Origin of the sequence: Citrobacter sp. XY323 (assembly GCF_025106035.1) — a bacterium.
Taxonomy (GTDB): Bacteria; Pseudomonadota; Gammaproteobacteria; order Enterobacterales; family Enterobacteriaceae; genus Citrobacter; species Citrobacter braakii.
In genome coordinates, this window is the sequence record NZ_JANYUK010000004.1 from 493,200 (window position 1) to 516,353 (window position 23,154).

At 53.7% G+C, this 23,154-nt stretch carries 18 protein-coding genes; 9 read left to right on the top strand and 9 right to left on the bottom strand.

Going from position 1 to position 23,154, the window contains the following annotated elements; genetic code table 11:
* Positions 1-35: 35 nt before the first annotated feature.
* The gene (gene gyrA / locus N0B36_RS08785) at positions 36-2,672 is read right to left on the bottom strand and encodes a DNA topoisomerase (ATP-hydrolyzing) subunit A (RefSeq protein ID WP_016153796.1); all 2,637 of its coding nucleotides are present in this window, start codon (positions 2,670-2,672) and stop codon (positions 36-38) included.
* A 158-nt stretch (positions 2,673-2,830) separates the two neighbouring features.
* Here gyrA and ubiG point away from each other — a divergent pair, with 158 nt between their 5' ends.
* The 4 genes from ubiG to yfaE all read left to right on the top strand — a co-directional run bounded on the left by ubiG (position 2,831) and on the right by yfaE (position 7,785).
* Positions 2,831-3,559 carry a bifunctional 2-polyprenyl-6-hydroxyphenol methylase/3-demethylubiquinol 3-O-methyltransferase UbiG gene (gene ubiG / locus N0B36_RS08790; protein ID WP_016157023.1) on the top strand — a complete coding sequence of 243 codons (729 nt, stop codon included), beginning with the start codon at positions 2,831-2,833 and terminating at the stop codon, positions 3,557-3,559.
* Positions 3,560-4,002: 443 nt separating this feature from the next.
* On the top strand, positions 4,003-6,288 hold the full coding sequence (gene nrdA, locus N0B36_RS08795) for a class 1a ribonucleoside-diphosphate reductase subunit alpha (protein WP_016153798.1): 2,286 nt from the start codon (positions 4,003-4,005) through the stop codon (positions 6,286-6,288).
* A gap of 112 nt (positions 6,289-6,400) precedes the next feature.
* Positions 6,401-7,531, top strand: a complete 1,131-nt coding sequence (gene nrdB / locus N0B36_RS08800; protein WP_016153799.1) for a class Ia ribonucleoside-diphosphate reductase subunit beta — start codon at positions 6,401-6,403, stop codon at positions 7,529-7,531.
* Positions 7,531-7,785, top strand: coding sequence for a ferredoxin-like diferric-tyrosyl radical cofactor maintenance protein YfaE (gene yfaE / locus N0B36_RS08805; RefSeq protein WP_016153800.1), 255 nt, complete (start codon positions 7,531-7,533; stop codon positions 7,783-7,785). The genes nrdB and yfaE overlap by 1 nt, the downstream gene beginning before the upstream one ends.
* 172 nt (positions 7,786-7,957) lie before the next feature.
* Here the strand turns inward: yfaE and glpQ are convergent, their stop codons facing one another.
* Together glpQ and glpT are read right to left on the bottom strand one after the other, a co-directional pair.
* Entirely contained in the window at positions 7,958-9,025 is a 1,068-nt protein-coding gene (gene glpQ, locus N0B36_RS08810; protein ID WP_016157024.1) for a glycerophosphodiester phosphodiesterase, read from the bottom strand.
* 3 nt (positions 9,026-9,028) lie between these two features.
* Positions 9,029-10,387: a glycerol-3-phosphate transporter gene (gene glpT / locus N0B36_RS08815; protein ID WP_016153802.1), complete on the bottom strand. Its 1,359-nt coding sequence runs from the start codon at positions 10,385-10,387 to the stop codon at positions 9,029-9,031.
* A 270-nt stretch (positions 10,388-10,657) separates the two neighbouring features.
* On the opposite strand from glpT, the gene glpA reads away from it, so the two are divergent.
* Genes glpA through glpC form a run of 3 tightly spaced genes read left to right on the top strand, consistent with a single transcriptional unit; the run spans position 10,658 to position 14,722 of the window.
* Positions 10,658-12,286 carry an anaerobic glycerol-3-phosphate dehydrogenase subunit A gene (gene glpA, locus N0B36_RS08820; RefSeq protein ID WP_016157025.1) on the top strand — a complete coding sequence of 543 codons (1,629 nt, stop codon included), beginning with the start codon at positions 10,658-10,660 and terminating at the stop codon, positions 12,284-12,286.
* Complete coding sequence (gene glpB / locus N0B36_RS08825; RefSeq protein WP_259687105.1) at positions 12,276-13,535, top strand: glycerol-3-phosphate dehydrogenase subunit GlpB; 1,260 nt, start codon at positions 12,276-12,278, stop codon at positions 13,533-13,535. The genes glpA and glpB overlap by 11 nt, the downstream gene beginning before the upstream one ends.
* Entirely contained in the window at positions 13,532-14,722 is a 1,191-nt protein-coding gene (gene glpC / locus N0B36_RS08830; RefSeq protein ID WP_016153805.1) for an anaerobic glycerol-3-phosphate dehydrogenase subunit GlpC, read from the top strand. The genes glpB and glpC overlap by 4 nt, the downstream gene beginning before the upstream one ends.
* Before the next feature lie 39 nt (positions 14,723-14,761).
* On the opposite strand, the gene yfaU is transcribed toward glpC, so the two are convergent.
* The 6 genes from yfaU to N0B36_RS08860 form a co-directional block, all read right to left on the bottom strand.
* Complete coding sequence (yfaU, locus tag N0B36_RS08835) at positions 14,762-15,565, bottom strand: 2-keto-3-deoxy-L-rhamnonate aldolase (protein WP_049281473.1); 804 nt, start codon at positions 15,563-15,565, stop codon at positions 14,762-14,764.
* A gap of 25 nt (positions 15,566-15,590) precedes the next feature.
* Positions 15,591-16,880, bottom strand: a complete 1,290-nt coding sequence (locus N0B36_RS08840; protein ID WP_019077274.1) for an MFS transporter — start codon at positions 16,878-16,880, stop codon at positions 15,591-15,593.
* Between the two features lie 56 nt (positions 16,881-16,936).
* Positions 16,937-18,142 (bottom strand): L-rhamnonate dehydratase, encoded by a 1,206-nt coding sequence (gene rhmD, locus N0B36_RS08845; RefSeq protein ID WP_016153809.1) that lies wholly within the window; start codon positions 18,140-18,142, stop codon positions 16,937-16,939.
* A 13-nt stretch (positions 18,143-18,155) separates the two neighbouring features.
* Positions 18,156-18,938 carry an IclR family transcriptional regulator gene (locus tag N0B36_RS08850; RefSeq protein WP_047500908.1) on the bottom strand — a complete coding sequence of 261 codons (783 nt, stop codon included), beginning with the start codon at positions 18,936-18,938 and terminating at the stop codon, positions 18,156-18,158.
* 218 nt (positions 18,939-19,156) lie between these two features.
* The gene (locus tag N0B36_RS08855) at positions 19,157-20,359 is read right to left on the bottom strand and encodes a nicotinamide mononucleotide deamidase-related protein YfaY (protein WP_094761629.1); all 1,203 of its coding nucleotides are present in this window, start codon (positions 20,357-20,359) and stop codon (positions 19,157-19,159) included.
* 79 nt (positions 20,360-20,438) lie between these two features.
* Positions 20,439-20,981 (bottom strand): YfaZ family outer membrane protein, encoded by a 543-nt coding sequence (locus N0B36_RS08860; RefSeq protein ID WP_016153812.1) that lies wholly within the window; start codon positions 20,979-20,981, stop codon positions 20,439-20,441.
* Between the two features lie 317 nt (positions 20,982-21,298).
* Between N0B36_RS08860 and nudI the strand changes: the two genes are divergently transcribed.
* Complete coding sequence (gene nudI / locus N0B36_RS08865; RefSeq protein WP_016153813.1) at positions 21,299-21,724, top strand: nucleoside triphosphatase NudI; 426 nt, start codon at positions 21,299-21,301, stop codon at positions 21,722-21,724.
* A gap of 289 nt (positions 21,725-22,013) precedes the next feature.
* A complete protein-coding gene (gene arnB, locus N0B36_RS08870) occupies positions 22,014-23,153 on the top strand; it encodes a UDP-4-amino-4-deoxy-L-arabinose aminotransferase (RefSeq protein ID WP_200051644.1) in 1,140 nt (379 codons plus the stop codon).
* Position 23,154 lies beyond the last annotated feature (1 nt).

Below are 23,154 nucleotides of genomic sequence, written 5' to 3' on the forward strand. Positions count from 1 at the left end.
GCCGGATATTTCCGGCCCTTTTTATCACGTCTTAATTACTCTTCAGCGTCGTCCGCTGCATCGTCATCGCTTTCCGCTTCAGGCGCGATATCCTCGTCCCCTTCAGCAGCGCTACCGTCGATGGAGTCGAGCTCTTCATCATCAACCGGTTCAGCAACGCGTTGCAGACCCACAACGTTTTCATCTTCCGCGGTACGGATGAGGATAACGCCCTGGGTGTTACGTCCTACCACGCTGATTTCCGACACGCGAGTACGCACCAGCGTACCTGCATCGGTGATCATCATGATCTGGTCGGTATCTTCAACCTGCACTGCGCCGACAACGGAACCGTTGCGCTCGGTGACTTTGATGGAGATAACGCCCTGGGTCGCACGAGACTTGGTCGGATACTCTTCCGCCGCCGTACGCTTACCGTAGCCGTTCTGGGTAACGGTGAGGATAGCACCTTCACCGCGCGGAACGATCAGCGATACCACGCTGTCGCTTTCCGCCAGTTTGATACCGCGTACGCCGGTCGCGGTACGTCCCATCGGACGAACAGCCCCCTCTTTGAAGCGCACCACTTTACCGGCAGCAGAGAACAGCATAACTTCGTCACTACCAGACGTCAGGTCAACGCCAATCAGCTCATCGCCTTCGTTCAGGTTAACCGCAATGATACCGGCTGAACGCGGACGGCTGAACTCGGTCAGCGCTGTTTTCTTCACGGTACCGCTGGCGGTTGCCATGAAGACGTTGACGCCTTCTTCGTACTCACGTACTGGCAGAATTGCGGTGATACGTTCGTTAGCTTCCAGTGGCAGCAGGTTGACGATAGGACGTCCACGCGCACCACGGCTTGCTTCCGGCAACTGATAAACCTTCATCCAGTACAAACGACCGCGGCTGGAGAAGCAGAGGATCGTGTCATGGGTGTTAGCCACCAGCAGGCGGTCGATAAAGTCTTCTTCTTTAATTCGTGCTGCAGATTTGCCTTTACCGCCACGACGCTGCGCTTCGTAATCGGTTAACGGCTGATATTTCACGTAGCCCTGATGAGACAAGGTCACGACAACATCTTCCTGGCTAATCAGATCTTCGATGTTGATGTCAGCGCTGTTCGCGGTGATTTCGGTCCGACGTGCGTCGCCGAACTGTTCACGAATCAGCTCCATCTCTTCACGGATGACTTCCATCAGACGATCGGCGCTGCCCAGAATGTGCAGCAGTTCAGCGATCTGCTCCAGTAGCTCTTTGTATTCGTCGAGCAGTTTTTCGTGCTCAAGGCCGGTCAGTTTCTGCAAACGCAGATCCAGAATGGCCTGGGCCTGCTGTTCAGTCAGGTAGTACTGACCGTCACGCACGCCAAATTCCGGTTCCAGCCATTCAGGACGCGCGGCATCATCGCCGGCACGTTCCAACATGGCAGAAACGTTACCCAGCTCCCACGAACGCGCGACCAGCGCTGCTTTCGCTTCTGCCGGGGTCGGCGCACGGCGGATCAGTTCGATGATCGGATCGATGTTCGCCAGCGCAATCGCCAGTGCTTCAAGGATGTGCGCACGGTCGCGGGCTTTACGCAGTTCAAAGATAGTACGGCGGGTTACGACTTCACGGCGGTGACGTACAAACGCAGCAATAATATCTTTCAGGTTCATGATTTTCGGCTGTCCATGGTGCAACGCAACCATGTTGATACCGAAAGAAACCTGCAGTTGGGTCTGGGAGTAGAGGTTGTTCAGAACCACTTCCCCGACTGCGTCGCGTTTCACTTCAATCACGATGCGCATACCGTCTTTGTCAGACTCGTCACGCAGCGCGCTGATACCTTCAACGCGTTTGTCTTTTACCAGCTCGGCGATTTTCTCGATCAGGCGCGCTTTGTTCACCTGATACGGAATTTCATGGACGATGATGGTTTCACGGCCAGTTTTGGCATCCGCTTCGACTTCCGCGCGTGCGCGAATGTACACCTTGCCACGGCCGGTACGGTAGGCTTCTTCAATACCACGACGACCGTTGATGATCGCGGCGGTCGGGAAGTCCGGACCCGGAATATGTTCCATCAGCCCTTCAATGCTGATGTCTTCATCGTCAATGTATGCCAGGCAGCCGTTGATCACTTCCGTCAGGTTGTGCGGCGGAATGTTGGTCGCCATACCTACCGCGATACCGGACGAGCCGTTCACCAGCAGGTTAGGAATTTTGGTTGGCATGACGTCAGGAATTTGTTCGGTGCCGTCGTAGTTATCGACGAAATCCACCGTTTCTTTTTCCAGGTCAGCCATCAGCTCATGGGCGATTTTCGACATACGGATTTCCGTATAACGCATCGCCGCTGCGGAGTCGCCATCGACAGAACCAAAGTTACCCTGACCATCTACCAGCATGTAACGCAAGGAGAATGGCTGTGCCATACGAACAATGGTGTCGTAAACGGCGGTATCACCATGAGGGTGGTATTTACCGATTACGTCACCAACGACACGGGCAGATTTTTTATAGGCTTTATTCCAGTCGTTGCCCAATACGTTCATGGCGTAAAGTACGCGACGGTGAACCGGCTTCAGGCCATCTCGGACGTCCGGCAGCGCACGGCCAACAATGACCGACATCGCATAATCCAGATAGGAGCTCTTCAGCTCTTCCTCAATGTTGACCGGTGTAATTTCTCTCGCAAGGTCGCTCATCTAACCGCTATCCCTCTACTGTATCCCGGATTCAAAGGTCGCAAATTATAACACATCCGTGCAGATTCAGGTAAATGGATTCCCCCTGACAGAGGCTTTATTCATCCCGTCAGGCTGATATACTCATTTGCATCGCAAATTTAGGAGTAGAAGCCCCAATGAATGCCGAAAAACCTCCGGTAACTCACAACGTTGATCAGGAAGAAATTGCCAAGTTTGAAGCAGTCGCGTCACGCTGGTGGGATCTTGAGGGTGAATTTAAGCCACTGCACCGTATTAACCCGCTGCGCCTGGGCTATATCACGGAGCGCTCAGGCGGCCTGTTTGGTAAAAAGGTACTCGACGTCGGCTGCGGCGGCGGCATTCTGGCGGAAAGCATGGCGCGCGAAGGCGCAACCGTCACCGGGCTGGACATGGGCTTTGAACCGTTACAGGTAGCAAAACTGCATGCGCTGGAGAGTGGCATCCAGGTGGAATACGTTCAAGAAACGGTTGAAGAACATGCGGAAAAACATGCGCATCAGTATGACGTTGTGACCTGCATGGAAATGCTGGAGCACGTACCGGACCCGCAGTCGGTGGTCAGGGCCTGCGCCAGACTGGTCAAACCGGGCGGCGAAGTGTTTTTCTCCACGCTTAATCGCAACGGCAAATCCTGGCTAATGGCGGTGGTCGGCGCGGAATATATTTTGCGTATGGTGCCGAAAGGCACGCATGATGTGAAAAAATTCATTAAGCCGGCTGAACTGTTAGAGTGGGTTGACCAGACCGTGCTGAAAGAGCGTCATATGACCGGCCTGCACTACAACCCGATCACCAACAGTTTTAAACTCGGCCCCGGCGTTGATGTGAACTATATGCTACACACTACCGCGCAAGCAGATTAACCCCCTCCACCCGGCCGGATAAGGCGTGCAACGCCGCAATCCGGCACAGTGCCTGATAGTGCGCAGCTTTCGGGCCTGCGCATCGCCTACCAATCCTGAGTAGGATCGTCAGGGCAATTTTTGCGCCAGGTCATAAGAACTTACCTTGCCTTAGATGAAGAAATCAGCACTCGATCAAATTTTCTATTTTTTTTCTCAATTATTGACATCCTCGCCAGGCCTTATAAGACGCGCACTTAGCGATTATTACCCTTTTGCAACCTCAATTTAACCTCAAAATCAACTCTTGTACTGAAAAGAATCCCTACTAGAATACTCACCATATAGCGTCTACTTTATCAAACAACCCCTACATATAGTATTTATCCACAGACTTAGTCACAACATGACTTTGTGGATAATATGGGGGATATTTTTTCTTTCACGGACAGGTAAAAAACCACATGAATCAGAGTCTGCTGGTGACAAAGCGTGATGGTAGTACAGAGCGCATCAATCTCGACAAAATCCACCGAGTTCTGGATTGGGCGGCAGAAGGACTGAATAACGTATCGATTTCTCAGGTCGAGTTGCGCTCCCACATTCAGTTTTATGACGGTATCAAGACATCCGATATCCATGAAACAATCATCAAAGCTGCCGCCGACCTGATCTCCCGCGAGGCACCGGATTATCAGTACCTGGCTGCTCGCCTGGCGATTTTCCATCTGCGCAAAAAAGCCTACGGCGAGTTTGAACCGCCGAAACTGTTCGACCATGTCGTGAAAATGGTTGAAATGGGCAAATACGACAATCATCTGCTGGAAGACTACACGGAAGAAGAGTTCAAGCAGATGGACTCGTTCATCGTACACGACCGTGATATGACCTTCTCCTACGCTGCGGTGAAGCAGTTAGAAGGTAAATACCTGGTACAAAACCGTGTTACCGGTGAGATTTATGAAAGCGCGCAGTTCCTCTACATTCTGGTAGCGGCGTGCCTGTTCTCTAACTATCCGCGTGAAACGCGTCTGCAATACGTAAAACGTTTCTACGACGCCGTTTCTACGTTTAAAATTTCGCTGCCGACGCCGATTATGTCCGGCGTGCGCACCCCTACCCGTCAGTTCAGCTCCTGCGTACTGATCGAGTGCGGCGACAGCCTGGACTCCATCAACGCCACCTCCAGCGCGATTGTGAAATACGTTTCCCAGCGCGCCGGCATCGGTATCAACGCCGGTCGCATCCGTGCGCTGGGTAGCCCGATCCGCGGCGGAGAAGCGTTCCACACCGGTTGTATTCCGTTCTACAAGCACTTCCAGACCGCGGTAAAATCCTGCTCCCAGGGCGGCGTACGCGGCGGTGCTGCAACGCTGTTCTACCCAATGTGGCACCTGGAAGTTGAAAGCCTGCTGGTCCTGAAAAACAACCGTGGCGTCGAAGGCAACCGCGTGCGTCACATGGACTACGGCGTACAGATCAACAAACTGATGTACACCCGTCTGCTGAAGGGCGGCGACATCACGCTGTTCAGCCCGTCCGACGTCCCGGGCCTGTATGATGCATTCTTCGCCGACCAGGACGAATTCGAACGTCTGTACACCAAATATGAAAACGACGACAGTATCCGCAAGCAACGCGTGAAAGCCGTTGAGCTGTTCTCACTGATGATGCAGGAACGTGCCTCTACCGGGCGTATCTATATTCAGAACGTTGACCACTGCAACACCCATAGCCCGTTTGATCCAATTGTCGCTCCGGTGCGCCAGTCTAACCTGTGCCTGGAAATCGCCCTGCCGACCAAACCGCTGACCGACGTTAACGACGAAAACGGCGAAATTGCGCTGTGTACGCTGTCCGCATTTAACCTCGGTGCTATCAACAGCCTGGACGAGCTGGAAGAGCTGGCCGAATTGGCGGTGCGCGCGCTGGATGCGCTGCTCGATTATCAGGATTATCCGATTCCTGCCGCCAAACGCGGCGCGATGGGTCGCCGTACGCTGGGTATTGGCGTGATCAACTACGCCTACTGGCTGGCGAAAAACGGTAAGCGTTATTCTGACGGCAGCGCGAACAACCTGACTCACAAAACCTTTGAAGCCATTCAGTATTACCTGATGAAAGCCTCTAACGAGCTGGCGAAAGAGCAAGGCGCGTGCCCGTGGTTTAACGAAACGACCTACTCCAAAGGTATTCTGCCGATCGATACCTATAAAAAAGATCTCGATGCTATTGTCAACGAGCCGCTGCATCTGGACTGGGAACAACTGCGTGAATCCATCAAGACGCACGGTCTGCGTAACTCCACGCTTTCAGCCCTGATGCCATCGGAGACCTCTTCGCAGATCTCTAACGCCACCAACGGTATTGAACCACCGCGCGGCTATGTGAGCATCAAAGCGTCGAAAGACGGTATTCTGCGCCAGGTCGTGCCGGACTACGAACACCTGCACGACGCGTACGAACTGCTGTGGGAAATGCCGAACAACGATGGCTATTTGCAGCTGGTAGGTATCATGCAGAAATTTATCGATCAGTCGATTTCCGCCAACACCAACTATGATCCGTCGCGCTTCCCATCCGGAAAAGTACCGATGCAGCAGTTACTGAAAGACCTGCTCACCGCCTACAAATTTGGTGTCAAAACGCTGTATTATCAAAACACCCGTGACGGTGCGGAAGATTCTCAGGACGATCTGGTGCCGTCCATTCAGGACGACGGCTGCGAAAGCGGCGCATGTAAGATCTGATGAACGATGCCGGGTGGCACCAGGCTCACCCGGCCTACAGTAGCTTGGTTTGTAGGCCGGAAAGGGTGCTTGTAACGCCATCCGGCACTCATCCCACAAAGGATTCACATCAATGGCATACACCACTTTTTCACAGACGAAAAATAACCAACTTCTGGAACCGATGTTCTTCGGCCAGCCGGTGAACGTCGCCCGCTACGATCAGCAAAAATATGACATCTTCGAAAAACTGATCGAAAAGCAGCTCTCTTTTTTCTGGCGTCCGGAAGAAGTTGATGTTTCTCGCGATCGCATCGACTTCCAGGCGCTGCCGGAGCATGAAAAGCATATCTTCATCAGCAACCTGAAATATCAGACGCTGCTGGACTCCATTCAGGGACGTAGCCCGAACGTAGCGCTACTGCCGTTAATCTCGATCCCTGAGCTGGAAACCTGGGTGGAAACATGGGCGTTTTCAGAAACGATCCACTCCCGTTCCTACACCCACATCATTCGTAACATCGTGAACGATCCGGCGGTGGTGTTTGATGACATCGTCACCAACGAGCAGATCCAGAAACGCGCGGAAGGCATTTCCAGCTATTACGACGAATTGATTGAGATGACCAGCTACTGGCATTTGCTGGGCGAAGGCACGCATACCGTTAACGGTAAAACGGTTGTCGTAAGCCTGCGTGAACTGAAGAAGAAGCTGTATCTGTGCCTGATGAGCGTGAACGCGCTGGAAGCGATCCGCTTCTACGTCAGCTTCGCCTGCTCCTTCGCCTTCGCCGAACGTGAACTGATGGAAGGCAACGCGAAAATTATTCGCCTGATCGCCCGCGATGAAGCCCTGCATTTGACCGGGACCCAGCATATGCTGAACCTGCTGCGCAGCGGCGTGGACGATCCGGAAATGGCGGAAATCGCCGAAGAGTGTAAACAAGAATGTTACGACCTGTTCGTACAGGCCGCGCTGCAGGAAAAAGAGTGGGCGGATTATCTGTTCCGTGACGGCTCAATGATTGGCCTGAACAAAGATATTCTGTGCCAGTACGTTGAGTACATCACCAACATCCGTATGCAGGCTGTCGGACTCGACTTGCCGTTCCAGACCCGCTCTAACCCAATCCCGTGGATCAACACCTGGCTGGTGTCTGATAACGTGCAGGTTGCGCCGCAGGAAGTGGAAGTCAGCTCTTACCTGGTCGGCCAGATCGATTCGGAAGTCGATACCGACGACCTGAGTAACTTCCAGCTCTGATGGGCCGCGTTACTCTGCGCATCTCTGGCACACAACTGCTGTGCCAGGATGAACACCCTTCCCTGCTTGCCGCGCTCGAATCGCACAATGTTGAAGTTGAATACCAGTGCCGCGCAGGTTATTGCGGCTCCTGCCGTACCCGTCTGGTAGCGGGACAGGTCGACTGGATTGCCGAACCCCTGGCCTTCATTCAGCCAGGTGAAATTTTGCCCTGCTGCTGTCGGGCAAAAGGCGATATTGAAATAGAGCTGTAACGCGTGGCGGGATAAAAATTACGACTAAAAAAGAGCCGCCGATGGACGGCAGCTCTTTATTTCTCCTGGAGGCAGGTATGGTCACGTTGACGGCAGACGGCCTTATCTAGCCGTTAATAACGTTTGATCCAACCAGGCCTGTGACCGGAGGTGCATCACAGACCTTGTGCCATTACTCTTTATTCAGGAATGTCACTGCTTTGTCGGGGAAGTCGGTGAACAGCCCGTCAACGCCCGCCTTGTTATACAGAATGTCATACAGCTGGTTTACGTCAGTGGTGTAATCCGGCAGCTGATCGGCACGAACGGTATAAGGATGCACCACCATCTTATTCTGATGCGCGTCCTGTACCATACCCGTTAACGAGATATTACCTTTCTTCGACTTCTCATCAATCAGCATGTGATAGTCCGGCCCAATGCCGTCCGCATACTGCGCAACCTGCTTCATGGCACCCGGTTTAAACATCCAGTCGTAGTTGTAATTAACCCAACTACCGTCCGGCTTTTTCTCCTGAGTTTCATTCCAGTCAGTGTACGCAATCAACTGTACCAGATTGAGATCCATCCCCATCTTCGGTTCCAGTTCATTCTTAATGCGCTTTAACTCTGCGACATCAAAACACTGTAGATAAACCTTGTCATTCTTGTCGGTGTACCCGTACTTTTTCAGCACTTCCAGCGTTTTAGCCGCAATGTCCTTCCCTTCCTGATGATGGAACCACGGCGCTTTCATTTCTGGGTAAATGCCAATGTTTTTACCGGTTGAATGATTTAATCCCTGAACGAACTCAATCTCTTCTTCGAAAGTGTGCACACGGAAATCAGATTTACCCATCGGGAAACGCCCCGGGTAGGTCTGGACCTTTTTGCCATTTTCGATATCAAAGCCTTCGGTAAATTTCAGCGATTTAATCTCATCCAGCGTAAAGTCGATAGCGTAGTAGCGCCCATCTTTACGCGCACGATCCGGGAAACGCTCGGCAACATCGGTGACGCGGTCAAGGTAGTGGTCATGCAGGACAACCAGATGGTCGTCCTTGGTCATCACCAAATCCTGTTCCAGGTAATCAGCCCCCTGAGCATAAGCCATCGCTTTTGCTGGCAGCGTATGCTCCGGTAGATAACCGCTGGCGCCACGGTGCGCAATCACGATTTTTTCTGCGGCAACCGCCGCGCTGCTCACCACAATACCTGTCAGCATTAGCGCCACGCTGAGACTTTTCAATGTGGTTTTCATCTATTAGCCCCCGTTACGCTTCAGTGCGATCTCTTCGTGATGGCGTTTTTCGCCAATCATGACGACCACCAGCAGAATAACCGCCAGCACGCTACCGCCAATCATCACCATAAAGCCGCCGTCCCAACCGAAGAAGTCAACGGTATAGCCAACAATGGCGCTCGCCGCTACGGAACCGCCGAGATAACCGAACAGACCGGTAAAGCCAGCCGCCGTACCCGCCGCTTTTTTCGGTGCCAGTTCCAGCGCATGCAGACCAATCAACATTACCGGACCGTAGATCAGGAAGCCGATGATAATCATACAAGCCATATCCACGTTCGGGTTGCCTGCCGGGTTCATCCAGTAGACGATAGTCGCGATAGTCACCAGCGTCATAAAGAACACGCCGGTCGCACCACGGTTGCCACGGAAGACTTTATCCGACATCCAGCCGCACAGCAGCGTGCCCGGAATACCCGCATATTCATACAGGAAGTAGGCCCAGGATGATTTATCCAGCGCGAAATGTTTCACTTCTTTCAGATAGGTCGGGGACCAGTCCAGGATGCCGTAACGCAGCAGATAAACAAACACGTTGGCGATAGCGATGTACCACAACAGTTTGTTCGGCAGTACGTATTGCATGAAGATCTGCTTCGCAGTCAGCTCTTCTTCCGCTTTCTCGTTGTAATCGTCCGGGTAGTCGTTCTTGTACTCTTCGATAGGCGGCAGGCCACAAGACTGCGGCGTATCACGCATCAGAGCAAAAGCAAACAGCGCGACGACGATCGCACCGAAAGCAGGCATGTACAGCGCCGCTTTCCAGTCATTGAACCAGGCCATACCCAGCAGGAACAACAGAGGAGGCAGACCACCGCCCACGTTGTGCGCACAGTTCCAGACGGAAACAATGCCCCCACGCTCTTTCTGCGACCACCAGTGCACCATGGTACGACCACACGGCGGCCAACCCATTCCCTGGAACCATCCGCAGAGGAACAGCAGCACAAACATAACCGCAATGCTCGAAGTCGCCCACGGCACAAAGCCCATGAACAACATGACAGCGGCGGCCAGAATCAGACCCGCTGGCAGGAAAACGCGCGGATTCGAGCGATCCGAAACGGACCCCATGATGAATTTCGAAAATCCGTAAGCAATGGAGATACCGGATAACGCAAAACCCAGATCGCCACGCGAGAAACCTTGCTCAACCAGATACGGCATCGCAAGGGCAAAGTTCTTACGTACCAGATAGTACGCGGCATAGCCAAAGAAAATCCCCAGAAAGATCTGCCAACGTAATCGACGATATGTCGGGTCGATCTCCGCTGCAGGCAAACGCGCCGTGTGTGACGCTGGTTTAAAAATGCTCAACATAGTGTAGCCTCCGTGGCCGTCTTTCATTCGAAGTAAACACTGCAGTTCGTCATTACTACCCTACCGCTCCCAGTGTGGCCGCGATGTTAAGGAAAGATACATAACAAAAATGTGAAACGCTGCACATATTGTTACAGATTTATGACAAATGTTCATAAAGGCGCACGAAATCACGTTTCATTTTCGAATAATGAGCGATTATGCGCGAAATCAAACAATCCATGTTTTTTATGTGGCTAAATGATAAAAAACGAACTGTGAGGAAAAACAATGAAAATTCGCGACTCGCAAACAAGTGACGTGATTATCATTGGTGGAGGAGCAACAGGTGCAGGGATCGCACGCGATTGTGCGCTGCGCGGGTTGCGCGTCATCTTAGTGGAACGCCACGATATCGCCACAGGGGCGACCGGACGTAACCACGGTCTGCTGCACAGCGGTGCACGCTACGCCGTCACCGACGCTGAATCTGCCCGGGAGTGCATCAGCGAAAACCAAATTCTCAAACGTATCGCCCGTCATTGCGTTGAGCCGACGGACGGTCTGTTTATTACCCTGCCGGAAGATGAACTCTCCTTCCAGGCAACCTTTATTCGCGCCTGTGAAGAGGCCGGTATTCGCGCAGAAGCAATTGACCCTAAGCAGGCGCGCATTATTGAACCTTCCGTCAACCCACAGCTGATTGGCGCGGTAAAAGTGCCGGACGGCACGGTTGATCCTTTCCGCTTAACCGCCGCCAACATGCTGGATGCGCGTGAGCATGGCGCAGTAATCTTAACGGCGCATGAAGTGACGGGACTGATTCGTGAAGGGGCAACGGTTTGCGGCGTGAACGTACGCAATCATCTGACGGGTGAGATGCAGTCCCTGCATGCACCGGTAGTCGTCAACGCCGCCGGGATCTGGGGCCAGCGCATTGCGGAATATGCCGATCTGAGCATCCGTATGTTCCCGGCCAAAGGTTCGCTGCTGATTATGGATCACCGCATTAACCAGCATGTCATCAACCGCTGTCGTAAGCCGTCTGACGCCGATATCCTGGTGCCCGGTGATACCATTTCGCTGATTGGCACCACCTCACAGCACATCGATTACGATGATATCGACAGCAACCGCGTCACCGCAGAAGAGGTCGATATACTGCTGCGTGAAGGCGAAAAACTGGCGCCGATTATGGCGAAAACGCGCATTTTACGCGCCTACTCCGGCGTGCGTCCTCTGGTAGCCAGCGACGACGATCCAAGTGGACGTAACGTCAGCCGTGGGATTGTACTGTTCGATCACGCCCAGCGTGACGGACTTGACGGGTTTATCACCATTACCGGCGGCAAATTGATGACCTACCGCCTGATGGCAGAGTGGGCCACCGATGCCGTTTGCCGTAAACTGGGCAATACCCAACCTTGCACAACGGCAGACACGGCGCTGCCTGGCTCACAAGAATCGACCGAGCATACGCTCAAACGCGTGATCTCGTTGCCCGCGCCACTGCGCGGCTCAGCGGTCTACCGTCACGGCGATCGCACCCCTGCGTGGCTTAGCGAAGGTCGTCAGCACCGCAGCCTGGTCTGTGAATGCGAAGCGGTCACTGCAGGTGAAGTGCAGTACGCCGTCGAGAATTTGACCGTCAACAGCCTGCTGGATTTGCGTCGCCGTACCCGTGTTGGAATGGGGACCTGCCAGGGCGAATTGTGTGCCTGCCGCGCCGCAGGTTTGCTGCAACGTTTTAATGTCACCACCGCCGCGCAATCTATCACTCAGCTTTCCGATTTCCTCAATGAACGCTGGAAAGGCGTGCAGCCTATCGCCTGGGGAGATGCGCTGCGCGAAAGCGAATTCACACGCTGGGTCTATCAGGGATTGTGCGGTCTGGAAAAGGAGCACCAGGATGAAATTTGATACCGTCATTATCGGCGGCGGCCTGGCCGGACTACTGTGCGGCCTGCAACTGCAAAAAAGCGGTTTACGCTGCACGATTGTCACTCGCGGCCAAAGCGCCCTGCATTTCTCCTCCGGCTCACTGGATTTGCTCAGCAACTTACCCGATGGCCAACCGGTGACGGATATAGAAGCAGGCCTGAATGCGCTGCGCACTCAGGCACCCGCGCACCCGTACAGCACCATCGAAACGCACAACGTCCTGGAGCTGGCCCAGCAGGCGCAAAATCTGCTGGAAGAATGCGGAACGCATTTGCAAGGCAAGGTACATCAGTCACATCAACGCATCACCCCGCTGGGAACGCTGCGCTCAACCTGGTTAAGTTCCCCGGAAGTTCCGGTCTGGCCGCTGTCCGCGCAGCGTATCTGCGTTGTAGGTATTAGCGGTTTACTGGATTTTCAGGCACATCTCGCCGCAGCGTCGCTGCGTCAACGCAATCTCAGCGTCGAGACGGCAGAAATCGATCTGCCTGAGCTGGATGTCCTGCGTGATAACCCGACCGAGTTTCGCGCCGTCAATATTGCGCGCCTGCTGGATAACGAAGATAAATGGTCGCTGCTCTATGACGCTTTACTGCCAGTAGCAAAAACCTGCGACATGATAATTATGCCGGCCTGCTTCGGTCTGGCGGATGAACAGCTCTGGCAATGGCTTAACGAGCGTCTCCCCTGCTCGCTGACGCTGTTACCGACCCTCCCGCCTTCGGTACTGGGTATGCGTTTGCATAACAAATTGCAGCGCCAGTTTGTGCGCCAGGGCGGCGTCTGGATGCCGGGTGATGAAGTGAAGAAAATCACCTGTCAGGACGGCGTGGTCAGCGAAATCTGGACCCGTAATCATGCCGATATTCCTTTGCGGCCACGTTTCGCCGTGCTCGCCAGCGGCAGCTTCTTCAGCAGCGGGCTGGTCGCCACGCGTGAGGCCATCTACGAACCTATCCTGGGGCTGGATGTACAGCAAACCGCCACGCGCGCCGAGTGGTATGAGCGTGACGTCTTCGACCCACAACCGTGGCAGCAGTTTGGCGTTACGACCGATGCCGGGCTGCGCCCGTCGCTGGCGGGACAAACGATAGAGAACATGTATGCCATCGGTTCCGTTCTCGGCGGATTCGACCCTATCGCCCAGGGTTGCGGAGGCGGCGTGTGCGCTGTTAGCGCCTTACACGCCGCACATCATATTGCGAAACGTGCAGGAGGCCAGCAATGAGCGACACACGTTTTGAAAGTTGTATCAAATGCACGGTGTGCACCACGGCCTGCCCGGTAAGTCGCGTCAATCCGAACTACCCTGGTCCTAAACAGGCCGGACCGGACGGTGAGCGTCTGCGCCTGAAAGATGGCGCGTTATATGACGATGCGCTGAAATACTGCATCAACTGTAAGCGTTGCGAAGTAGCCTGTCCGTCAGATGTGAAGATTGGCGATATCATCCAACGCGCGCGCGCCAAATACGACACAACGCGTCCGTCGCTGCGTAACTTTGTCTTAAGCCATACCGATTTGATGGGTAGCGTGTCCACACCGTTCGCCCCGATAGTGAATACCGCCACCTCACTCAAACCGGTGCGTCAGTTGCTGGATTACGCGCTAAAAATCGACCATCGCCGTACGCTGCCGAAGTACTCTTTCGGCACCTTCCGCCGCTGGTATCGCAGCGTTGCCGCACAGCAAGCGCAATATCAGGATCAGGTTGCCTTTTTCCACGGCTGTTTTGTGAATTACAACCATCCGCAGCTCGGCAAAGATCTGATCAAAGTATTGAATGCGATGGGAACCGGGGTGCAACTGCTGAGCAAAGAGAAATGCTGCGGCGTACCGCTGATTGCCAACGGCTTTACCGATAAAGCGCGTAAGCAGGCGGTGAGCAACGTGGCCTCGCTCAGAGAAGCAATTGACGGTAAAGGCATTCCGGTGATCGCCACCTCATCAACCTGCACCTTTGCGCTGCGTGATGAATATCCGGAAGTGCTGGACGTCGACAACTCAGGTCTACGCGAACACATTGAACTGGCAACCCGCTGGCTGTGGCGCAAGCTGGATGAAGGCAAAACGCTGCCGCTGAAAACGCTGCCGCTGAAAGTGGTCTACCACACGCCATGCCACATGGAGAAAATGGGCTGGACGCTCTACACGCTGGAACTGCTACGACAAATTCCAGGGCTGGAGCTAACGGTGCTGGACTCGCAATGCTGCGGGATTGCCGGGACATACGGCTTTAAAAAGGAAAACTACCCGACATCGCAGTCCATTGGCGCACCGCTGTTCCGCCAGATTGAAGACAGCGGCGCTGATATCGTCGTCACCGACTGCGAAACCTGTAAATGGCAGATTGAGATGTCGACAAGCAAACGCTGCGAACACCCCATCACCCTGCTTGCCAAAGCGTTAGGTTAATTCTGTTGCCCGGTGGCGTTGGCTACCGGGCTTTAGCACCTAATAACTACTTTTCAGCGGTTGAATTGCCGGTCCTGATTTAAACATTGCCAGCCTGCGATCCAGCGCTTCGGTATAAAGCATGGTATCCACGCCTACCGCGACAAAATTTGCTCCCCATTGCAGACATTTCTGCGCCATTGCTGGGTCAACAGCGAGGAAACCGGCTGCTTTTCCGGCTGCGCGAATACGGCGAATGCTTTGCTCAATGATCCGCTGCACCTCCGGGTGTCCGGCATTATCCGGGTAGCCTAACGACGCAGAAAGATCCGCCGGGCCAATAAAGACACCGTCAATACCGTCAACGTCCAGAATGGCATCCAGATTATCCAGTGCCGCTTTGCTTTCGACCTGTACCAGCAGGCAGAGTGATTCATTAGCCTGGGCCATATAATTGTCGATACGCCCCCAGCGCGCCGCCCGTGCCACGCTGGCGCCGACACCACGCTCGCCGAGCGGTGGATAACGAGTCGCGGAAACCACCTGAAGCGCCTGCTCTGCGCTGTCGACCATCGGGACAAGCAGCGTCTGCGCGCCGATATCCAGCACCTGCTTGATCAACGCTTTACTGCCTTCCACCGGTCGAACCACAGGCTGGCTGGCATAAGGCGCAATCGCCTGCAACTGATGGTAAAGATCCTGCACCGTGTTCGGCGCGTGTTCTCCATCAATCAGCAGCCAGTCATAGCCCGACGTCGCGGCAATCTCCGCCATGTAAGAGGTGGTCGAACTGAGCCACAGGCCGACCTGGACTTCCCCTTTGCGTAATCCTTCTTTGAAGGGATTTGATAACAATGCGTTCATAACGATCCTTACAACGTAGATAAGATTAATGATGCGCAGCGCCTGCTTGTGAAACTGAACGGTTCACACTCAGCGTAAAGATGATTAGCGAGCCAATAATCGCGACGCCCGCGAGGACCAGCAGACCCGCCGCATCGCTGGCAAACACCGTTTCGGCTTTGACGCGCAGAATGGGAGCAATAAAGCCGCCAACGGCACCAAACAGGTTGACGAAGCCGATCCCCGCCGCCAGAGCTGTCCCGGAAAGAAGTTGCGTTGGCATCGTCCAGAACACCGGCTGTACCGCAATGAAACCGACCGCCGCGACGCAGAGCGCCACAATCGCCAGTACCGGTGAAACCAGCCCGGAAAGGCCAATGCCGATTCCTGCCGCCAGCAGCGTCAGCGCGGCAACATTACGCCGGTCGCCGGTGCGATCGGAGTAGCGAGGAATAAGCCAGGTACCAAACAGCGCCGCCACCCACGGTATTGCCGCCACGACCGAAGCCGTAAAGCCCACTTTTGTCCCTAACAACGCAGCAACCTGAGTTGGCAGGAAGAAGATCAGGCCATACACCGCCACCTGGATCGTCAGATAGATAATCGCCAGTTGCCAGACACGGCCATTACGCAGCGCATCCGACAGGCGTGAAGTGACCTTTTTCTCCTCTTCACTTGTCAGTTGGCTAATAAGTAACGACTTTTCCTCCGCGCTCAGGAAACGCGCCTGCTGCGGGGTATCATCCAGCCAGAAGAAGGTGAAAATGCCCGCACCTACCGCCAGTAAACCTTCGATAACGAACATCCAGAACCACCCTGGATGCCCCATAAAGCCGTGCATCTCCAACAGCGCACCGGAAAGCGGCGATCCCAGGGTTAACGCCAGCGGCGCCCCCATGTAGAACAGCCCCATGATGCTGGCGCGGTTACGCTGGGGGAACCACTGGGACGTCAGGTAGATCATACCGGGGAAGAAGCCCGCCTCTGCCGCCCCCAGCAGAGTACGGATAATCAGAAATTTCGATTCAGTATCCGCCCATGCCATCGCCGCAGAGAGGAATCCCCACAGCAACGTGGTGGTACCAATCCAGGTTCTGGCACCAAATTTACGCATCAACAGGTTGGCAGGAACCCCCAGAAAGGCGTAAACCACAAAGAAAATCCCCGCGCCCAACGCATAAGCTTCGTTGCTCAGACCGGTATCAATCTGATAGGTCTCTTTGGCAAAACCGATGTTCGAGCGGTCAAGAAACGCCAGCACATACAGCGCCAGCATAAAGGGAATCAAACGGGCGCGGTTTTTCTTCACCACACCATCAAGTAACGTGGTACTCATAGCAAGATCCTCAAAGAAATGAGGGCGTTGCCGTGGCATTGGCAACGCACTGGTCATTAGTGGCTATAAGGGCGCTTCAGATTGCAGTCGCGGTTAAGCTCGACGCCAAATCCTGGTTTGTCGAGCACCGACTTATGAATGCGGCCATTGACGGGTACCGGTTCGTCCAGAAGGATCGGATCAAACTGTGGACGCATCGTTGAACAATCCGGGCTGGTCATCAAAAACTCGCTGAACGGGGTATTGGTGAACGTGATCACCGCGTGGTGCGAGTAAACCGAGGAACCATGCGGCACCACCAGCTGTCCGCGCGATTTAGCAATAGCGGCAATTTCCACCAGCGTGGTTAACCCACCGCACCAGCCCACATCAGGCTGCATGATATCGATGCCGGTTTCTGAGAGCGTGCGGAAGGATTGCAGCGTCCCGTGGTGTTCACCGCTGGTGACCATCATCCCCGCCGGGGCGTTACGTTTCAGCTCGCGATAGCCTTCATACTGCTGCGGCGGCAGACACTCTTCGATCCACTTCAGGTTGGACGGTGCGCAGGCATGGGCCAGTTTGGTGGCATAGTTCACGTCCTGACTCATCCAGCAATCGAGCATCAACCAGAAATCCGGACCGCATTTCTCACGCATGTCGGCTACCATTGCCGCATCTTTGCGGATCCCTGCATCCCCGTCGTGCGGCCCCCAGTGGGTCGGCATTTTGCCGCCAATAAAGCCCATCTCTTTCGCCAGATCAGGGCGCGCACCGGTCGCGTAGAATTGAATTTCGTCGCGTACCGCGCCGCCCAGTAGCTTGTAAACCGGTAAACCCACCACCTTGCCAAACAGATCCCACAGCGCCAGATCCACGCACGAGATGGTGTTCATCACCAGACCGCCGGAGCCGGAGTAGTACATCGTTGCGCCCAGCATCTGGTCGTGAATGAGTTTGATATCACTGACGCATTTCCCTTCAATAAAACGATTGAGATGCTTTTCCACAATAAAGCACCCCATCTCCCCTGCGGTGGAAACAGCAAAACCGGTCTGTCCGTTTTCAGCTTCCACTTCAACAATCAGTGTCCCTAATACGTTGATGCCAAAGGACTGGCGCGATTGCTCATATTCACGATATTTGCTCATTGGCGTGGCGATATGATCGTCAATCCAGTGGTTAGCGCCCTGATCGTGATAGTCGCCGCCGCCAGCGCCTTTATCCGCCGTAGCACCACCGGTAAACCAGGCACGAACGTGTTTAATTTTAGGTAGGGTCATGGTGTTCTCCTTTTTATGAAGCGAGTGAGTCGAAGGGACTTTTCCATCCCAACAGGCGTGAAATATCCCTGGCGCAGGCAATCGCTTTACCGGCCAGATAATCACGGTTCTCTTCGTTAATTTGCAGACGAGTGCCGACCACTGAAATCGCGGCGGTCAGTTCATTGTTAGCGTTAAAAACAGGCGCTGCGACGCAACGAACATCGGGATAATCTTCGCCATTATCAAAGCTCCATCCACGCTGTCGAATACGCTCCAGCTCGTCATTCAACTGCTGTGGCCTGGTGATAGTGGTCGGCGTTGCCTGTTCCCATATCAGCTGTTCAATAATGGCTTTTCGTGCGGCTGCCGGTTGCCAGGCCAGCAGGCATTTGCCGATACCCGAGCGATAGAGCGAAAGACTTTTCCCTTCGTGGGAGCGCACGCTGATAGTGGATGACGATTCCACTTTCAGAATGTAATACGCGCTTTCGTGGTCGATGATCCCGAGATGGCAAAGTAACCCTGTCTCATCCATCAGTTGTGTCAGCCGTGGACGCGCCAATTCACGTAAATCCATCTTGCTCAGCGCATGCCCGGACAACTCAACCAGCTTGGTCCACAGGCAGTAATTTTCCTGATGATCAATGCTAATAAAGCGCTGACGCTTCAGTTCGTTAAGTAACAGGTACGCGGTGCTTTTTGGAATACCCAGCGTCTCTATGATGGTGGCGGCGCTACATGGGCCGATACGCGCAATGAGATTGAGTATTTCGATCGCCCTGGTGAGCGCGGGAACTTTGCTTGATTCCAACATACTGGACTCCAGTCTGAGATACTGGAATCAGTGTGGTAGGTTAAGGGGGTTAAAATTGTGAAGCGCATCAAATCCTCTCGTTCTTCCAGCTGGCTGGAGAAAAAACGAGCACAATTGTGAACTAACGCACGGATTTTTTTACAGAGAGTACAACAGGTTGGACTGATAACGGGAAGGCCAGAATGCCTTCCCATAACAAGCGCGTGAGACAGTGCAAGTCAGGAAGGCAGCGTCAGGGATTCAACCACTTCTATCCAACCGTGTTCGCTGGCAATATCCTGCCCGTTGAGCCAACGGCGCAGCATATTGAGCGCCATCATTGCGCACACTTCCTGACGCACCGACAAACTATAACGATTAGCGTTCAGCCGTACGCGTAAGGCATGCGTTCCATCAGGCGTTGCCAGCGCAAAGTTAATATGTTCGTTTTCGAAAGCCGATACCGCCAGCGCCAGCCCGGCATAATGGTTGCCGCGTCGTTCGGTTATCCAGTGTGCCGTTTGCGCCAGCGTTTCTTCCTGGGGCGGAACCACTTCGCTCGCCAACAGCGGAGCATTCGCGCGCGAAAGCTGCAGCGCCACCAGACCACCGGTGAATTGTTCGCTTAGCGTCAGGCTGTATTGCCGTTCCTGCAACGTGCGGGCGATTTGCGCGGGTAAACCTTCCGTACCTTCGAAAATCATATTCTGCCCGGCAACCCGCTTAACTTCTGGCCACAGCGCCAGCATCGCTTCCCGTTGGGAATCCGGCCCGGTCAGCTTTAGTTCGATAATCGGCATTGACGAGCGGTAGCCCATTGTCACTCCCGGAGGCAATTGCAGCGGATCCAGGCTCTGCGCAAGCTCGCTTTCAGAACGACCAAAGGTGGTTAATCGCAGGCATAGCGGGGGTTGAGACAGCGAAAAACGCTCACGCAAACGCGGCAGGATCTCATGCTCAACCATGACTTTAAATTCTGATGGCACTCCTGGGGTAAAGAACATCAGGCAGCGGTTAAGCTTCAGGGCAAACCCACACGCGGTTCCTACGGGATTATTGATGAATTCCGCGCTGGCAGGTAGCTCAGCCTGTTTGCGGTTACTCGGTGCCATCACGCGTCCACGATCGCGGAAATAACGCGTCATCTCGTCGAGCCATGCTTCATGCAGCACCAGCCCTTCACCTTTTGCCGTTGCCGCCGCCAGCGCGCTCAAATCATCGCTGGTTGGTCCCAGACCGCCGTTAACGATCAGTACATCGGCATGTTCGCTACGCTCACGCAAAACGGCGACCAAATCATCAAGATTGTCACCTACCGTGTTGCGACGGGTTAGTGGTAACCCCTGATTAAAGAAAAAATCGGCCAGCCAGGCGGCATTCGTGTCGACGATTTGTCCGTGCAACACTTCATCCCCGGTGGATAGCATCTCCACGTTTAACATCGTGTTCTCCTGCTTTTATGATGAAAACACTATAACGCATGGAGGGGGGAAGGCGCGACTGAACGCCGCGCCGGAAAAATCAGAAACTCGCGTTAACCCCAACGTACGGGCCGTCAGCAATCGCGTTATCGCGGTTACCGTCTTTGCCTGCCAGGTTCAGGTAGCGATAACCGGCTTCAATGCTCAGCGGACGCATAATGGTCAGACGAGCACCTGCATTCGCTTCTTCATAGCTGTCGATACCGCTGGAAAGAGAATCGGGAGAGTAATAATACTCACCAAACAGGCGGAGGCTGTCGCCAATCGGCCACTGCAAACCGCCACCGACCGCCGCCGCGTAACCCTCGTCACCATCATTCGGGTTAGTATAAATGCCTTTCCCACCGACCGTTGCCAGCAGCGGACCGAGAGGAATATTCAGACCCAGTCCCAGCCCGGCCGCATCGCCGTCGTCATCGTTATGCATCCAGTTACCGCTGACGGCCAAACCGGTGGTCTCAGTACCCATACCGAACCCCAGGTTGGTGTAGTCTTCGCCAGCCTGGCCGCTGATGCTAATCGCGCTCGCCGACGCGGAAACAAACAGCATTCCGGCAAAACCCAACATTAAACTTTTTTTCATTTTCTATCCTTTCCAGCAAGAATCAAAACATAGCCCCAAAACCGGTGAATTGTACTGTTAGATCATGAGGAATCAATGCACTAAAAAAGCGATGCAATAACATATTGTAAGCAAATACTACTCACAAGATTTAGATAAGGTTAAATTCTTGTAGCAATTACGCCACTGATGGCAGCAGAATGCCATTTTCTACAAACATCCTGTTTTCCCTGCCAAAGCGGCGTTATTCGTCGATGAAGCGTTTTTTCTACCGTCAGCAAAAGGTAAGATGCGTGCACGATGGAATTTTCTATACCTCCCCTACAAGGATTCGACTTATGCGCCAAAGAACAATTGTTTGCCCATTAATTCAAAACGATGGCTGTTATTTACTGTGCAAAATGGCTGACGACCGCGGTGTGTTCCCCGGTCAGTGGGCGCTTTCTGGCGGCGGCGTTGAACCGGGTGAACGTATTGAAGAAGCTTTGCGCCGTGAAGTAAGAGAAGAGCTGGGCGAACAACTGGTGTTATCAGATATTACGCCATGGACCTTCAGTGACGATGTTCGCACCAAAACGTACGCCGATGGCAGTCAGGAAGAGATTTATATGATTTATCTCATCTTCGATTGTGTGGCGGCTAATCGTGAAGTGAAAATTAATGAAGAATTCCAGGCATTCGCCTGGGTTAAAGCGGAAGATCTCGGCTCTTACGATTTAAATATCGCCACGCGTAAAACGTTAACCTTGAAAGGGTTACTGTAAATCATCATTTTAATAACGGCATATAATTAGCATTCTTAATAGCGGCATTGCGCTCATCAGTCTGCAGATAACAGCAATGTCGCCCAAACCACTCAAACCTACATGATCTTTTTTTCATTAAGATAAATAAAAAATACGCTATTCCTCTCTCTTTCCCAAACCTTAAACTCTTAAGGATAAATTAACCTTCCGTCATTACCCTTTGAAGCCTGATGAAATAATTAACGACGCCCCTGTTTATCACTAAAAATAAAACGTCGGTGGCGTTAAATGGCTTGAAGGAATAATGATGCCTGACTTTTTGCCTTTCTCTCGCCCGGCAATGGGGGCTGAAGAACTTGCCGCTGTGAAGACGGTTCTGGACTCTGGATGGATAACCACCGGCCCGAAAAATCAACAGCTGGAAGAAGCCTTCTGCCAGCTCACGGGAAATCAACACGCCGTCGCCGTCTGCTCCGCTACGGCAGGAATGCACATCACGCTGATGGCGCTGGACATCGGTGCAGGCGATGAGGTCATCACACCGTCAATGACGTGGGTTTCTACCCTCAACATGATTGTCCTGTTGGGTGCGACGCCAGTCATGATCGACGTCGACCGCGATACGCTCATGGTCACACCGGAGCAAATTGAGGCCGCCATCACCCCGCGAACCAAAGCCATTATTCCGGTACATTACGCAGGCGCCCCCGCCGACCTGGACGCGATTTATGCCATTAGCGAACGCTATGGCATTCCGATTATAGAAGATGCGGCCCACGCCGTAGGGACGTTGTATAAAGGTCGTCATGTCGGCGCGCGCGGCACGGCAATATTCTCGTTTCACGCCATCAAAAATATTACCTGCGCCGAAGGCGGGTTGATCGTTACCGACGACAGCCAGCTTGCCCAACGGCTTCGCAGCCTGAAGTTTCACGGTCTGGGCGTTGATGCCTTTGATCGACAAACCTATGGCCGGGCGCCGCAGGCCGAAGTGCTTGCGCCAGGGTACAAGTACAACCTCACGGATATCAATGCCGCCATTGCGTTGGTACAGCTAAATAAACTGGAACACCTGAACTCACGCCGGGCGCAAATTGCCCGCGAGTATCAACAGGCGCTGGCCGATACGCCATTTCAACCACTGAGTCTGCCCCAGTGGGCGCACGTTCACGCCTGGCACCTGTTCATCATCCGCGTTGACGAAGCCCGCTGCGGTCTGAGCAGAGATGCCTTAATGGAGGCGTTAAAGGCCAAAAATATCGGCACCGGTCTGCATTTTCGTGCGGCCCATACGCAAAAATATTACCGCGAACGCTTCACTACCCTTTCGCTCCCCAATACAGAATGGAATAGCGCGCGCATTTGCTCACTGCCGTTATTCCCCGATATGACCGCCGATGACACCCAGCGGGTAATTACGGCACTTCACGAGATTGCAGGACAATAAC